The 13,681-nt window shown below is 59.7% G+C and carries 15 protein-coding genes and 1 pseudogene; 6 read left to right on the top strand and 10 right to left on the bottom strand.

The features are described 5' to 3' along the window. Window positions 1-8 precede the first annotated feature (8 nt). A complete protein-coding gene (locus tag L53_RS15655; protein ID WP_034817554.1) occupies window positions 9-1,112 on the top strand; it encodes a Zn-dependent alcohol dehydrogenase in 1,104 nt (367 codons plus the stop codon). A 74-nt stretch (window positions 1,113-1,186) separates the two neighbouring features. Beyond that, window positions 1,187-1,432, top strand: coding sequence for a hypothetical protein (locus L53_RS15650; RefSeq protein WP_034817741.1), 246 nt, complete (start codon window positions 1,187-1,189; stop codon window positions 1,430-1,432). Here L53_RS15650 and L53_RS15645 read toward each other — a convergent pair. The 10 genes and pseudogenes from L53_RS15645 to rpmH all read right to left on the bottom strand — a co-directional run bounded on the left by L53_RS15645 (window position 1,429) and on the right by rpmH (window position 9,133). Further along, the gene (locus L53_RS15645) at window positions 1,429-1,923 is read right to left on the bottom strand and encodes an SRPBCC family protein (RefSeq protein WP_034817551.1); all 495 of its coding nucleotides are present in this window, start codon (window positions 1,921-1,923) and stop codon (window positions 1,429-1,431) included. The genes L53_RS15650 and L53_RS15645 overlap by 4 nt on opposite strands. Before the next feature lie 102 nt (window positions 1,924-2,025). After that, a pseudogene (dapD, locus tag L53_RS15640) lies at window positions 2,026-2,836 on the bottom strand (2,3,4,5-tetrahydropyridine-2,6-dicarboxylate N-succinyltransferase). 21 nt (window positions 2,837-2,857) lie between these two features. Then, the gene (locus L53_RS15635) at window positions 2,858-3,604 is read right to left on the bottom strand and encodes a pyrimidine 5'-nucleotidase (RefSeq protein ID WP_034817548.1); all 747 of its coding nucleotides are present in this window, start codon (window positions 3,602-3,604) and stop codon (window positions 2,858-2,860) included. Then, complete coding sequence (locus L53_RS15630) at window positions 3,601-4,575, bottom strand: DUF1036 domain-containing protein (RefSeq protein WP_233347878.1); 975 nt, start codon at window positions 4,573-4,575, stop codon at window positions 3,601-3,603. The genes L53_RS15635 and L53_RS15630 overlap by 4 nt, the downstream gene beginning before the upstream one ends. A 31-nt stretch (window positions 4,576-4,606) precedes the next feature. Beyond that, window positions 4,607-5,503 (bottom strand): acetylglutamate kinase, encoded by an 897-nt coding sequence (gene argB / locus L53_RS15625; RefSeq protein WP_034817543.1) that lies wholly within the window; start codon window positions 5,501-5,503, stop codon window positions 4,607-4,609. Between the two features lie 44 nt (window positions 5,504-5,547). Continuing rightward, the gene (locus L53_RS15620; protein WP_198019835.1) at window positions 5,548-6,009 is read right to left on the bottom strand and encodes a GNAT family N-acetyltransferase; all 462 of its coding nucleotides are present in this window, start codon (window positions 6,007-6,009) and stop codon (window positions 5,548-5,550) included. A 54-nt stretch (window positions 6,010-6,063) separates the two neighbouring features. After that, window positions 6,064-6,705 (bottom strand): ribosome biogenesis GTP-binding protein YihA/YsxC, encoded by a 642-nt coding sequence (gene yihA, locus L53_RS15615; protein ID WP_034817541.1) that lies wholly within the window; start codon window positions 6,703-6,705, stop codon window positions 6,064-6,066. A 4-nt stretch (window positions 6,706-6,709) separates the two neighbouring features. After that, entirely contained in the window at window positions 6,710-8,536 is a 1,827-nt protein-coding gene (gene yidC / locus L53_RS15610; RefSeq protein WP_034817538.1) for a membrane protein insertase YidC, read from the bottom strand. Between the two features lie 51 nt (window positions 8,537-8,587). Next, window positions 8,588-8,956 (bottom strand): ribonuclease P protein component, encoded by a 369-nt coding sequence (gene rnpA / locus L53_RS15605; protein ID WP_034817535.1) that lies wholly within the window; start codon window positions 8,954-8,956, stop codon window positions 8,588-8,590. A 42-nt stretch (window positions 8,957-8,998) separates the two neighbouring features. Continuing rightward, window positions 8,999-9,133: a 50S ribosomal protein L34 gene (gene rpmH / locus L53_RS15600; RefSeq protein ID WP_034817532.1), complete on the bottom strand. Its 135-nt coding sequence runs from the start codon at window positions 9,131-9,133 to the stop codon at window positions 8,999-9,001. Window positions 9,134-9,321: 188 nt separating this feature from the next. Here rpmH and L53_RS15595 point away from each other — a divergent pair, with 188 nt between their 5' ends. From L53_RS15595 to L53_RS15580, 4 genes are all read left to right on the top strand, one after another. Next, window positions 9,322-10,509, top strand: a complete 1,188-nt coding sequence (locus tag L53_RS15595) for a serine hydrolase (RefSeq protein ID WP_051608045.1) — start codon at window positions 9,322-9,324, stop codon at window positions 10,507-10,509. Window positions 10,510-10,619: 110 nt separating this feature from the next. Beyond that, window positions 10,620-11,399 (top strand): DUF547 domain-containing protein, encoded by a 780-nt coding sequence (locus L53_RS15590; protein WP_034817529.1) that lies wholly within the window; start codon window positions 10,620-10,622, stop codon window positions 11,397-11,399. Beyond that, entirely contained in the window at window positions 11,396-12,139 is a 744-nt protein-coding gene (locus tag L53_RS15585; protein WP_034817525.1) for a TVP38/TMEM64 family protein, read from the top strand. The genes L53_RS15590 and L53_RS15585 overlap by 4 nt, the downstream gene beginning before the upstream one ends. Further along, window positions 12,139-13,671 (top strand): NAD(P)/FAD-dependent oxidoreductase, encoded by a 1,533-nt coding sequence (locus tag L53_RS15580; protein WP_084333539.1) that lies wholly within the window; start codon window positions 12,139-12,141, stop codon window positions 13,669-13,671. Before L53_RS15585 ends, L53_RS15580 begins: the two co-directional genes overlap by 1 nt. The last annotated feature ends 10 nt before the right edge of the window (window positions 13,672-13,681 follow it).

Below are 13,681 nucleotides of genomic sequence, written 5' to 3'. Positions count from 1 at the left end.
GAAGACCCATGAAGGCTGCTGTCATGCGCGCGCCCAATGCGCCGCTATCCATCGAAGATGTCACGATTTCCAAGCCCGGACCGCGCGAAGTGCTGGTCCGGCTGAAGGCGGTCGGCGTCTGCCATTCGGACGTGCATTTCTGGGACGGGAACTTCCCCGCCGAACTGCCGGTCATCCTTGGGCATGAAAGCGCTGGCATTGTCGAAGAGGTCGGCTCCATGGTCTCGGCGGTCAAGCCGGGTGATCATGTGATCTCGATCCTGTCGCCCTTCTGCGGCACCTGTGAGTACTGCCTCACGGGCCACATGTCCGTCTGCCACACAGTGAACAAGGACCAGTTCCAGCGCCAGCCCACCGAAGCGCCTCGCCTGGCCATCAAAGGCGAGAAAGTGGGCCAGTTCCTGAACCTTTCCTCATTCGCCGAACAGATTCTCGTCCATGAGAACGCGCTGTGCGCAGTCGACAAGGATATGCCAATGGACAAGGCCTGCCTGATCGGGTGCGGCGTCATCACCGGTGTTGGTTCGGTCTTCCATTCGGCAAAGGTTGAGCCAGGCTCGACTGTTGCCGTCCTCGGCTGTGGCGGCGTCGGACTGGCCGCGATCAATGGTGCCGCGATTGCGGGCGCAAGCCGCATCATCGCGGTCGACTTGTCAGACGAGAAACTCCAGATGGCTGTTCGTTTCGGCGCGACCGACACAGTTAATCCGGGCAAGGTCAATGCGATCGAGGCCGTCAAGGAGCTCACCAAGGGCGGCGTCCACTACTCCTTCGAATGCGTCGGCCTGAAACAGACGGCTGAACAGGCCTACCACATGCTGCGGCCACGCGGCGTGGCAACCGTGATCGGCATGATTTCACCCGGCGTGAATATCGAGATCCCCGGCATTGAATTGCTGGCCACAGAGAAACGCCTCCAAGGTGCTATCATGGGGTCGAACCGGTTCAGGGTGGACTTCCCGCGCCTGATCGAACTCTACCGGCAAGGCAAGTTGCACCTGGATGATCTTGTCTCCGATCGGATCGGACTCGACGGTATCACGGGTGCGCTGCAGAACCTGAAAGACAATAAAGGCACCGTTGCCCGACAAGTGGTCGTTTTCGACCAATAGAGCCCGGTCAAGGAACCTCAAGCGGTTTTCACCATTCATTCTCCAGACGGATTGAACCGACCGGAGACATGAGCATGCTGGAAGCACTCGAATGGATTGCCATGGGCACAGGCATCTGCGCCGCCGTGATGATATCGGCCGACCTTGGTCGGAAGATAACTGGCACGGCTTTTGTGATCTTCTCTATTTCGTCGACGGCATGGGTTGCTATTGGCATGGCTGAGAACGAGCCGCCATTGCTCTATCAGAATATTGTCCTCACCGTGATCAACTTCATCGGCATCTATCGCTGGCTGATTCTCAAGAAGGAAACAGGCTAGAGGCCGAACCGCGCCGGATTGTCCCGGATCAGGGCTTCGAGCTTCGGCATACCGTCTCGCAGCCCCTTCGCGAGCTGTTTGGAGACAATGCCACCCAGGATTAGCGGCGCGCTGGCCTTGCCCGCCCAGCGCAGCTCGCAGCCTTCCGGCGTTTCAACCACGACATAGTCCTCAACCGCGGCCGAGACCGGCAGCGTCGACCTTTCAAACCGGAAAGCCATTCGCTTGCCCTCTTCCCAAGCGAAGAAGGTTTCCTCGACTATCTGGTCGCCGATTTCGACGGTGCGAGTTGTCCCGGCCCCAAAAGGTTCCGGGCTCGTCCAAACCACCTTCGTGATCGGCAGCCATTCCGTCCATGCCTCTGCGTCCAGCAAGGCGGCCCAGACGGCGGACGCCGGAAACGGGAATGCATGCGTGACCCGCAGCTTCGGACTAACAGTCGCCAGATAGTCCTCACCGACCGGCTTGTGCTGTTTCAGTGACTTGGCCATTCAGCCCTCCCCTTTTCCTGATTTCAGGCAGGATGGGAGCGCATTGAACGTCCTGTCAAACCGTGCCGCCACGGCAGCACGGGACAGGCCCTTTGCATTGGATCAGTCCCGCAGCAGCTCGTTGACACCGGTCTTTGAGCGGGTCTGCGCATCGACGGTCTTGACGATGCGGGCCGCCATTCTTGTCGGGCAGCGTGCCCGGCACGACGACGGAATAAGGCGGCACCCTGCCATAGGTGATCTCGCCGCTGTGGCGATCCACGATCTTGGTGGACTGGGTGATGAAGACACCCATGGCGATGACGGACCCTTCTCCGACGACCACCCCTTCGACCACTTCGGACCGCGCGCCAATGAAACAATTGTCTTCAATGATGGTCGGGTTCGCCTGCAGCGGTTCAAGGACGCCGCCAATGCCGGTGCCGGCCGAGATATGGCAATTTTTGCCGACCTGCGCGCACGAGCCGACGGACGCCCACGTGTCGATCATTGTGCCTTCGCCAACATAGGCGCCGATGTTCACATAGGACGGCATCAGGACTGCATTCTTCGCGATATAGGCGCCACGCCGTACAGCGGCGGGCGGAACTGCACGGAATCCGGCCGCCTCGAATTCGGATGAGCCCCAGCCCTGGAACTTCGATGGGACCTTGTCCCACCAATTGCCACCGCCGGGCACGCCAGAAATCATGCCATTGGCATTCAAGCGGAAGGACAGCAGGACAGCCTTCTTCAGCCATTGATGGACAGTCCAGTTGCCGTCGCCATTCGGGCTGGCCACGCGGGCCTCACCGGAGTCGAGCAGGTCAATGGCCGCCTCGACGGCTTCGCGCACCTCACCCCGTGTCTCTGTGTTCAGGGTGTCGCGGCTTTCCCACGCCTGTTCAATCGCATTGGCCAGGGCTTGTGTCATCTGTCTCTCCGGGGGCAGGTCTTATTCTAGTGTTTCAATCGCCGCCTCAAGGAAGGCAGCAAGGTCGCCCGTCACATAGTCTATGTGGTCGGGCCCGTCATCCCCCAACAGATCGTCCAGATTGGCGGGTCGCGCCTCAATCGGCTCGTGGCTCCAATCCTTTTCGGAGTGTACCAGAACCGTCGTGAAGCCCATATCCTTGGCGGGAAGGAGATTGCGCGCGAGATCCTCGAAAAAGATTGCCTTGCGCGGGGCCACATCATGAAGGGCACAGAACCGGTCATAGGAGCTCTGGTTCGGCTTGGGAGTGTATTCAGCATCCTCGATACCGAAGCTCCCATGGAACAGGTCTTCCAGGCCCATCTTGCCAACAACCCGCTCGGCATGGCGACGCGAGCCATTCGTGTAAACGAATTTCCGGCCCGGCAGCGCGCTGATTGCCTGGCGCAATACCGGCAAGTCCGGCAGTGGCGACAAGTCTATGTCATGCACATGATGCAGAAAATCGGCAGGATCGATCTTGTGCACCTTCATCAGGCCGGACAGCGTCGTACCATAGGTCGTATAATAATGCTTCTGCACCTTGCGCGCCTCCAGCGGCGGCAATTCCAACAGGCGCGAGACGAAATCCGTCATGCGCGTGTCGATCTCGGCGAACAGGTCGCACTCCGCTGGATAGAGCGTATTGTCGAGGTCGAACACCCAATCCGTAACATGGCCGAAATTGCCGAACGGTGCCAGGTGCACACCCGCCTTGGGAGAGGTCATTGACTACCGGCCTTGGCGAAGTCCCGCTCGAAGAACTCAAACACGAGACGCTGGTCAACTGGCTCCGGCGCGGCGGCGAACAGCGCGGTGCGGTAGGCGGACGCCTCGCAGTCGTCCCGGCCAACGATCGCAAACTTTGCCCGGCCCACACAGAACGGGTCCGAGGCCTTTGCCAGCGTTCGGATGCGGGTACCATCTTCCATCTCACCAAAGACATAGTGCTCGGTGCCGCGCAGGGCCTTGTCGATTACCCGCGCGCAACCTCCCGCCTCCAGCATCCACCAGCCTCGGCTCTCCCAGCCCTCGGTGCCGCGGCGTCCGATGGCGCTCCAGATCCGTTTGTCGGTGCGGTTGCACAGGGTAAACCCGACATTGCGGCCATTCTCCTTCGCCACCTGCTCCAGGAAGTCGATGAGGTCTGAATCCGACGTCGAGTCAGGCAGATTGTTCTCTTCCAGAAATTTTCCGATCGCGGTGCGGGTCTTGTATCCGATCCGGCCATCAATCGCGCCTGACAATACGCCCGCCTCTTCCAGTAGGCGCTGAATCCCGGCTGCCTGCGCGGTCGCGCGGTCATAATTTTCGATTTCGGTGAAAGTTGTCGTCCAGCGGGAGCGGCTGGAAATGTCGACCGCCCGGAAACCTCGCGCTTCCAGACCCATTGCATTGCAATTGGGCGGGCTTTCCAACGAGAAACCACCGGTCGGGTCCACGCACAGTTCGCGCTCGCCGCCCCACTCTCTCAGGCCACCCCGATGGGCAGTCGATGTGCGCCCATAGACATAGTGGATTTTCGGATCGAGCGGCGCACGCACGGCGACCTGACAGGAGCCTGGCTGCAATTTGGTCCAGCCATCCACATTGACGGAGCCGCCTACAGGGCGGCCGACCGCCGTTTCGATGATAAAGCTGGTCTCATTACACAGCTTCCAGCCATCGCCTGTCCCCTGTGCCTGCGCGAGTGCGGGCAAACCCGCCGCTGCTGCAACAAAAGCAAGACCTTTAAGAAATGAGCGTACCTGCGCCATGTTCGGTAAATAGCTCCATGAGCAGGGCGTGCGGGGCACGCCCATCGAGGATCACTGCCGCCCCGACCCCATGTTTTACGGATTGGGCGGCAGTTTCAAGCTTCGGTATCATGCCACCTGCAGCTGTGCCGTCCGAGATCAGGTCAGGAATGGCATCCACGGCAAGCTCGCGCATCAGATTCTTCTGCTTGTCGAGCACGCCAGCGACATCTGTCAGCAGGAACAGGCGGCTGGCGCCCAGTGCCGAGGCCAGCGCGCCGGCAGATGTGTCTGCATTCACATTGTAACGATGGCCATCCTTGCCAACTCCGACCGGAGCAACCACCGGGATCAACTGGGAGTCGGATTTCAGGAGCGCATCAATCACGCTTGTATCCACTGCAGTCGGCTCACCCACAAATCCTAGGTCCAGAACCTGTTCGATATGGCTGTCCGGATCGCGTTCGGTTTTCTTGGCTTTCTCGGCCTGGATCAGATTGCCGTCCGACCCGGACAGGCCAACGGCCTTGCCGCCCGCCTGATTGATCGCCCGCACAATGGATTTGTTGATAGGCCCCGACAGGACCATCTCGACCACTTCCATCGTCGCTTCGTCGGTTACCCGCAGGCCGCCCTTGAATTCGGACACGATGCCCAGCCGGTCCAGCAATTTGCCAATCTGAGGCCCGCCGCCATGCACGATGACGGGATGAATTCCCAGTGTTTTCAGCAAAACCACGTCGCGCGCAAAGATTGCCGACAGGCGCTCGTCCACCATGGCGTGGCCACCATATTTCACGACAATTGTCTTGCCAGCATAGCGCTGGATATAGGGCAGCGCTTCTGAGAGCGTCTGGGCGGTGAATTGCGCAGCGGAGATCTGGTCTGTCATGCGGGCCCCTTTAGCGCGGATCGCCGCCGTGACAAACTCGAATTCTATAGGGCCCGATGCATGTACACGCTGTTCGGATCCAACGTGTAGTCACCAAATGGCGAACAATAGACAAAGCCATACGCCTCATAGATGCGCCGTGCTGGCAGGAATCCGACCATGGACCCGGTTTCCAGATACAGCGCCGAATAGTTGCGCTGCTCTGCTTCGGCCATGATGTGTTCCAGCATGCGGCGGCCATGCCCCTGCCCGCGCAGGTCCGAACGCGTATGCATGGATTTCACTTCGCCCACACCGCCTGGCAACTCCTTCAGTGCCCCGCACCCAACGAGAACTTCCTCGTCCCACATTGACCAGACTGTCACGTCCGGTGCCCGCAATCCTTCCGCAGGCAGGAAGTGGCAACTGCCCGGAGGGGATAATGCCAACATCAAATTCGCGTGCGTCTGGAGAAGGGCCAGCATTGCAGGGCTGGTCACGTCATCAACTTTGATCTCGATTGGCATGAATGCACGGCTCCAGATTATTCTCCGGCGCACATGTAATCTCAATTCGTGGCACTATTCCAGTCCGGCGATTTCGGCGCGAAGTTCGGGGATGCCCCACCCCTTCTCAGACGAAGTCTGGCGAACAATTGGATGCGCCGCGCCGCGTTTCTTCAGCTTGCCGGCGATCTCTTCAACGAGCTTTTCGACTTCGGACTTCTGCATCTTGTCGACCTTGGTCAGGACGATCTGATAGGTGACCGCCGACTTGTCGAGCATGGTCATTACCTCCTCGTCAGTGTCCATCAGGCCCCGGCGAGAATCGACCAACAGGAACACCCGGCGCAATGATGGACGGCCCCGAAGATAGGAGCGTGTCAGCCGCATCCAGCCCTCGGCCTGTGTCCGGCTGACCTTGGCATAGCCAAAGCCCGGCAGATCGACGAGGAACATGCGGCCTTCGCCGAGGTCAAAATAATTGATCTCGCGCGTGCGGCCCGGCTCAGCCGAAGACCGCGCCAGTTTCGCGCGATTGGTCAGCGCATTGATGAGGGATGACTTGCCGACATTGGACCGGCCCGCAAAGCAGACCTCCGGACGATCCGCTGTGGGCAGGCCTTTCAGGTCCACCACGCCTTTGACAAACACGACCGACCCGGCGAACAGGACGCGGCCCGCTTCGAGCGCGTCTTCACTGAAGGCGTCTCCGGTTTCCATCAGACTAGTCCGCCGCTTTCTTCTTGCCGCGCACAAGTCGGCTGACAAATTTGCCAATCTCGGTGTCGACACCGTTCCGCCGCATGATGAAATATTGCTGCGCGAAGGAGAGCAGGTTTGACCATACCCAGTACATCACAAGACCTGCTGCAAATCCGCCGAACACGAACATGAAGACCAGTGGCATGGCCTGAATGATCCGGCGCTGTGTCGGGTCTGGGGGTGGCGGGCTGAGCGTCTGGATGGCCGCCATGGTAACGCCATAGAGAATTGGCAGGATACCAATACCGATGATGATGCCGATGATCGGAATCGCCTTGATGTCTGCGGCTGACCACCACGGGATAAGACCAAACAGGTTGCCGATGGCCGTTGGATCGGGTGCCGACAAATCCTTCAGGAAGCCGAACGAGGCATGGCGCATCTCAATCGTGACATAGAGCGTCTTGTAGAGCGCATAGAAGATCGGGATCGTGAACAGGATCGGCAAACAGCCGCCGACTGGGTTCGCGCCTTCCTGTTTGTACAGCTTCATGACTTCCTGCTGCTGGCGCTGCGGATCGGCTTTGAAGCGCTCGCGGATCTCCTGCATCGGTTCCTGCAGCTTCTTCATCTTCGCCATGGATTTGTAGCTCTGATTGTAGAGCGGCACGAGCGGGAGCTTGATCAGAACCGTGAAGGCCAGAATCGCCCAGCCAAACGAGCCCACAATGCCGGACAGCCATTCCAGCGCATAGAAGAAGGGTTTGGTCAGGAAGAAAGCCCAGCCCCAGTCGATGGCATCCACCATGCGGGGAATACCCAGTTCGTTCTGATACTGTTGCAGCACTTCAAACCGTTTCGCACCGGCATAAAGGCTGTTGGCCATGGTCTGGCTTTCGCCGGGCGCAATCGTCAGTGGCGCGGATTCCGTGCGCACTTCCAGCGGCTGGCCACGTGACAGCTTGCGCTTGTCAACAAGGCCCGCAAAGAACTGGTCCTGTTGGGGCACGAGCGCGCCCAGCCAATACATGTCCGACAGGCCCCACCAACCGCCCTGGTCAGATGGGAACGTGCCTTCACTGGTCTCGCCCTTGATGTCCTTCAACTGGAACAAGGGCTTGTATTTCTTCAGGCGCAGTTCGCCGTTCACGACGCCCATCAGACCCATATGTGCAAGGCCGTTCTTGGCCGAGGAGCCCGGATCGGTTGTCTCAAGGAATTCCTTGTAATCCCCATGCCGCTCGATCGAGCCAATCGCGCGAAGCTGGCGCGCTTCGCCGGAATTATTGGTGACCGTATCCGTGAAGGTGAAGAGATAGTCCTCATCAACAGAGATCACACGGTCGATGACAAGGCCTTCTGTCTCGAGCCGCAGCATCAACGGATTGCCGGGCGTCAGCTGCCCTTCCCCGACTTGGCTCCAGGGCGAATTGCGTCCCGCGACCAATTTCGATCCATCCGCCCAATACCAGGTGGCGAAATATCCAAACTCGGTGTTTTCCGGACGAAACAGGCGAACTTCCTGTTCCTTGTAGACAGTGAGGTAGTGCTTTTTCAGGCTAAGATCGTCGATGCGTGAGCCGGCAAGGCGGATCGACCCATCCACAGAGGCGGCATCAAACGGCACGCGGGCATCATCCTGCAGCGCTTCCTCGACCGGCTTGATTTCAGCAATCGCCGGCGCATCAGAGGCCACTGTCGGGCCGGTTTGCTGCTCGGCCTCGCGCACGGCCTGATTGGCTTCGAATTCTTCCTGGGCGGGCTTCATGATGAAGGCCTGGTAGGCAAAAACGAACGCGATCATCGCGACCATGGCGATCAGAAAATTGCGCTGGTCAGGTTTTTCCATCTGGCGGGATCCCGGCAAATCTTTTGAGCACGCCGGAATCGGCGGCAGGGGTTAATCAGCGGCGAGGCTTAACAGCGCGCTTTCCATATCGTCAAGCAAACGCGGCCACGCAATGTCAGCGGTGTCCATACGTGCAATGAAGACATAATCCCACCCCGGTTTTCCATGCTGCGGCAAGAGAACACGCGCCGCTTCGCGCATGCGCCGTTTCGCCCGGTTGCGAATGACCGCATTCCCGATCTTCTTGGTGGCGGTAAATCCAGCGCCGGCATGCGCGCCCGGACTGGCCCCCTTACGGCGTCGCGCCTGCACCAAAAGCGCTTTGCGCCGCTCGGTTTTTCCGTGACGCACATAAAGAAATTGAGGTCGCACGCGAAGACGGGCGACCTCAAATTCGGTTTTATCTGTTTTGCTGGTCATGGCCTGTTGCCGCCTGCGTGAGACGGTCCGTGGCCTGCCGCCTTAAGCGGACAGTGACTTGCGGCCCTTGGCGCGGCGACGTGCCAGCACCTTGCGGCCGTTTTTAGTCGACATGCGCTCGCGGAAACCATGGGTGCGGCTGCGGCGAAGGTTGCTTGGCTGGAAAGTGCGTTTCATGGGTCTGCTCTGAAAGCTAAGAATCTCGGAAAGAGGGGCCAATACAGGCAGCAGAGGTTCGAAGTCAAGCCGAACCGACAGCCAGAACCGAATAAATCTGTCTCTCCGCGCCCAAGACTCTTTACATGGCCAGAGAGTCTTGTGAACTCTGCACGCTGAGGCTGGGCAAAAGAGTTCGAAGAGGTCCAATGCGGTTTCCACGCTTTGCCATCCCGTGCCTGTTGGCCATGATCGCGCTTCCCATGACAGCGCACGCACAGTTCATAGACTATGACCGTCTGGATGCCCGGCTGACGCGGCTCGCCGCAGATGAAGACATTGTCGGCCTCTCCGTTGCCGTGATCGACCGGGGCGAGGTCGCCTTTGCCAAAGGGTATGGCATCACCCAGTCGGGCGGAGAGCCCGTTACAGACGAGACGGTGTTTCGTTGGGCATCCTTGTCCAAAGGCGTGGCCGCGACCGAAATCGCGATCCTTGCGACCGAAGCACGCCTCAACATCACCGACCCGGTGTCGAAATACGCAACCACACTGCGCCTTCCCAATGGCGGTGAAACCAGGGCGACGCTCGAAGATGTCCTTTCGCACCGACTGGGTATCCTGCCAAATGCTTATGATACGCGGCTGGAAGATGGTTGGGACCCAGCCGAGATTCGCAACAGCCTGAAATCGCTGAAGCCCATCTGTCCGATTGGCGACTGTCACACCTATCAGAATGTTGCCTATGACAGCATTGCCGAAGTGATCGAGGACGTGACCCAGTCGCGCTATGCTGATGCCGTAGAGACCTCAATATTCAAACCCATCGGCATGGTAACGGCCAGCATCGGTCGCGCCGGGCTTGAAAACTCCCGGTCCTGGGCCCGTCCGCATTCAAAGAACAGCCGCGCGGCCGGCCCACCGCGCAAGAAGATCGTGAATGACGATTATTACAACGTCCCTGCGGCCGGCGGCGTGAACGGTTCAATCCGCGATCTTGCGCTCTATGCCCGGGCGCATATGGGATTGCTGCCGGATATCCTCAGTGATTCCGCCCTCGAACTGCTCCAGACCCCGCGCATTTACACGCGGCGCGAACAATCGGGCATGTCCCGACGCTATCGGGGCACAGTCCGGGATGCCCGCTACGCGCTTGGCTGGCGCGTCTACAAATACGGAGAGGCGGGCGACCGGGTGGTTGGCCATCGCGGCGCGGTAGAAGGCTACCGATCTTACATCCTGTTCGATCCGGACCGCGACACCGGAGTCGTTATCCTCTGGAACTCGAGCTCTCGCCGCCCCAATGGGATAGGGTTCGAGGTCATGGATATGGTCTACAACCTACCCTTCCGGGACTGGATGGAGCTGGACGCGCACGCCAGCGCAGGCAGTCGCTGACATCTCCCTCACGAGGGCGTTAGCCCGGCGCACGCAGTCGTGACGCGATCTTTTCCAGGCATCAGGCTATGCGGGGGCATCTTTCGCCCCATACTTCAGACCCGATGCTTATGCCTGATCTCTCTTTTCCTGTTCGCCCGCTAGTCAGCCTGGTTCTGGCCAGCTGCCTCGCCCTGCCCGGTGCGGCGCAGGGAAATAATGCGTGGACCCAGCTTCTTGAAACCTATGTCCATGAAAGCACGGACGGCGCGAACCGCGTGGACTATGCCGCGCTTTCTGCCAGTCCCGCCGACCGCGCGACGCTCGACACTTATATTGCCAGCTTTGAGGCGCGTGACCTGACAGGCACGGACGATGTCACTTTCGCTGCATGGGCCAATCTCTACAATGCTGTGACGGTTCGCTACATCGCGGAGAAGTACCCGCTGGATTCGATCCGCGACGGTTTCCTGTTCGGGGGGCCATGGAAGGAAGTGACCGTAATGGCGGGCGGCCGGGAAGTCTCGCTAGACGCCATCGAGCACGATATCTTGCGCGCCCGCTTCGGGGACCCGCGCGTTCACTACGCCATCAATTGCGCCTCTTATGGCTGCCCGAACCTGCTCACTCACGCCTGGACGGCAAATACACTCGATGCAGACCTCGACGCCGCTGCACGTGCTTACATCAATCATCCCCGTGGCGTGACGGTCGGAACCCGTGGTCTCACCGTGTCTTCTATCTACAAATGGTTTGAGCCTGATTTCGGCGGATCGAAAGATGGCGTTATCAAACACCTGCTTCAATATGCCGAACCTGCGCTCGCCGAGAATATCCGCGCTACGCCCAAAATCCGCGGCTACACCTATGACTGGTCGCTCAATGATACCCGGACGGATCCTGCCAAATGACCGAAGAAACCCAACACGCTTCGCGCCCGCTCTGGTTGCGCCTGTGGCCCCTCTATCTGATTGCGGGTGGTCTGATCGCCGCGTGGTTCTTTGGGCTGTTCGACTATCTTTCGCTTGAGACACTGCGCCAGCAGCAGGCCTCGCTACGCGCGTTCGTTGAAGACAACCTGATCCTGGCCGTTGCCGCCTATGTGGGTGTCTACGCAGCCAGCACGGTCTTCATGCTGCCCGGCGCACTTTGGATCACGATCAGTGGCGGCTTCCTGTTCGGCCTTGCCGGCGGCACGCTTGCCACCGTGGTCGGCGCGACCCTCGGCGCCAGCCTGCTCTTCCTGGCAGCAAAGACTTCGCTGGGCGGCTTCATGCGCAAGATTGCGAGCGGCTATGCCGACAAGGTCCGGACCGAATTCCAGAACAGCCCCATGGCCTATATGTTTGCCATGCGCTTCATTCCGGCCATGCCGTTCCCTGTCGCCAATATCCTGCCTGCCATCCTCGGCGCCAAGTATCGTGATTATGCCATCACGACGGCGCTCGGCATCATACCGGGTGTGATCGCCTATACATGGGTCGGCGCAGGGCTCGGCGCGACCTTCGCCAAAGGCGAAGACCCGGATCTTGCCTCCGTATTCCAGAACCTGCTTCCCGCTGCGATCGCCCTCGGCGTTGTGTCCCTATTGCCTGTCGCGTGGAAGAAGTTCTTTCCCAAGAAGGCCAACCAGATTGAAGAGGCTGCCTGATGCCCGACAATGCCGACCAAAATGCCCGTGCACCGCTCCCCGGATCGGCGGATCCAAACAAGATCGCAACCTCCCCTGCGCCGCATTCGCCGGGCGCTGCCCCGATGCGCGAGATGAAAGCCGATCTCGTCGTCATCGGCGCTGGGTCAGCTGGCCTGTCGGCCGCGGCTGGTGCAGCCCAGTTCGGGCTGTCGGTTGTTCTGTATGAAAAAGGTGAGATGGGGGGTGATTGCCTGAATTCTGGCTGTGTCCCCTCGAAAGCCCTGCTCAGCGCAGCCAAAGCCGCCGCGCATGTGCGCGAGGCTGGCAAGTTCGGTATCGAGACCACACCGCCAAGAATCGATTGGGAGAAGGTGAAGCTGCACGTGCGCACGTCCATCGCAACCATTGCGCCGGTCGATAGTCAGGAGCGGTTTGAAGGCCTTGGCTGCACGGTAATCCGCGAACATGCAAAATTCGCCAGCCCAGACACCATCATCTCCCCGACCACTCGGGTAAAGGCCCGGCGCATCATCATCGCCACCGGGTCTCGTGCCTTCATTCCGCCAATCGAAGGACTCGCCAACACACCCTACCTGACCAATGAAACCATTTTCGACCTGCCGGACTTTCCCGAACACCTTGTCATCCTCGGCGGCGGTCCAATCGGGATGGAAATGGCGCAGGCCTTTGTCCGGCTTGGTGCCAAGGTCACGGTGATAGAGATGGGCAAGGCACTCGGTCGGTCCGACCGCGCCCACGCCGAGATCGCTATCGAAGCGCTACGCGCCGAAGGCGTCACCCTTCTGGAAGGCTACAAGGCCACGAGAGTTGAACAGGACGGACAGACAATCCGCGTCCACACAGAGCCAAAGAACGGCGAGGCCTGGACTGTAGAAGGGTCGCACCTCCTCGTCGCCGTCGGTCGCCAGACTGTGTTCGACGGCATGGATCTCGAAAAGGGCGACGTCGATTACGACCGAAAGGGCGTTATTGTCGGCGACAATTTGCGATCAGCCTCAAACAGCCGGGTATGGGCGCTGGGCGATGCCGCCGGCCGCGAACAATTCACGCATATTGCTGGCTGGCACGCTTCGGTTTTTGCTCGCCGCGCCTTCTTCAAGCAGCGGACAAAAGCAGACAGCCTGCCAGTGCCCGCCGTCACCTATACTTCGCCCGAGGTCGCACAACTGGGTCTGACAGAATCCGAAGCGCGCGAAAGGCATGGAGACGACATCACGACGCCAAGCTTCAAATTCGAGGAGAGCGACCGCGCCATTGCGGAAGCTGACACCGAAGGCGAAGTGAAGCTGATTGTGCGCAAGGGCAAACTGCTCGGCGCGTCAATCGTCGGCAAGGATGCCGGAGACCTGCTGCAATTGGCTTCTGTGGCCATGTCCAATGGACTTGGCGTGAAGGAACTGACCAATTTCATCTCTCCTTACCCCACTCGGGCAGAAGGGGTGAAACGCGCCGCCAATGCGCACTATGCCGATGTTGTGTTCGGAAAGAGCGCAAAGCGACTCGTCGGCTTGCTCCAACGTATCCCCTAGGCTAGTTCAG

The sequence above is a fragment of the Hyphomonas sp. L-53-1-40 genome (assembly GCF_000682775.1).
Classification (GTDB): domain Bacteria; phylum Pseudomonadota; class Alphaproteobacteria; order Caulobacterales; family Hyphomonadaceae; genus Hyphomonas.
This window is presented reverse-complemented; position numbering and strand designations above follow the sequence as displayed.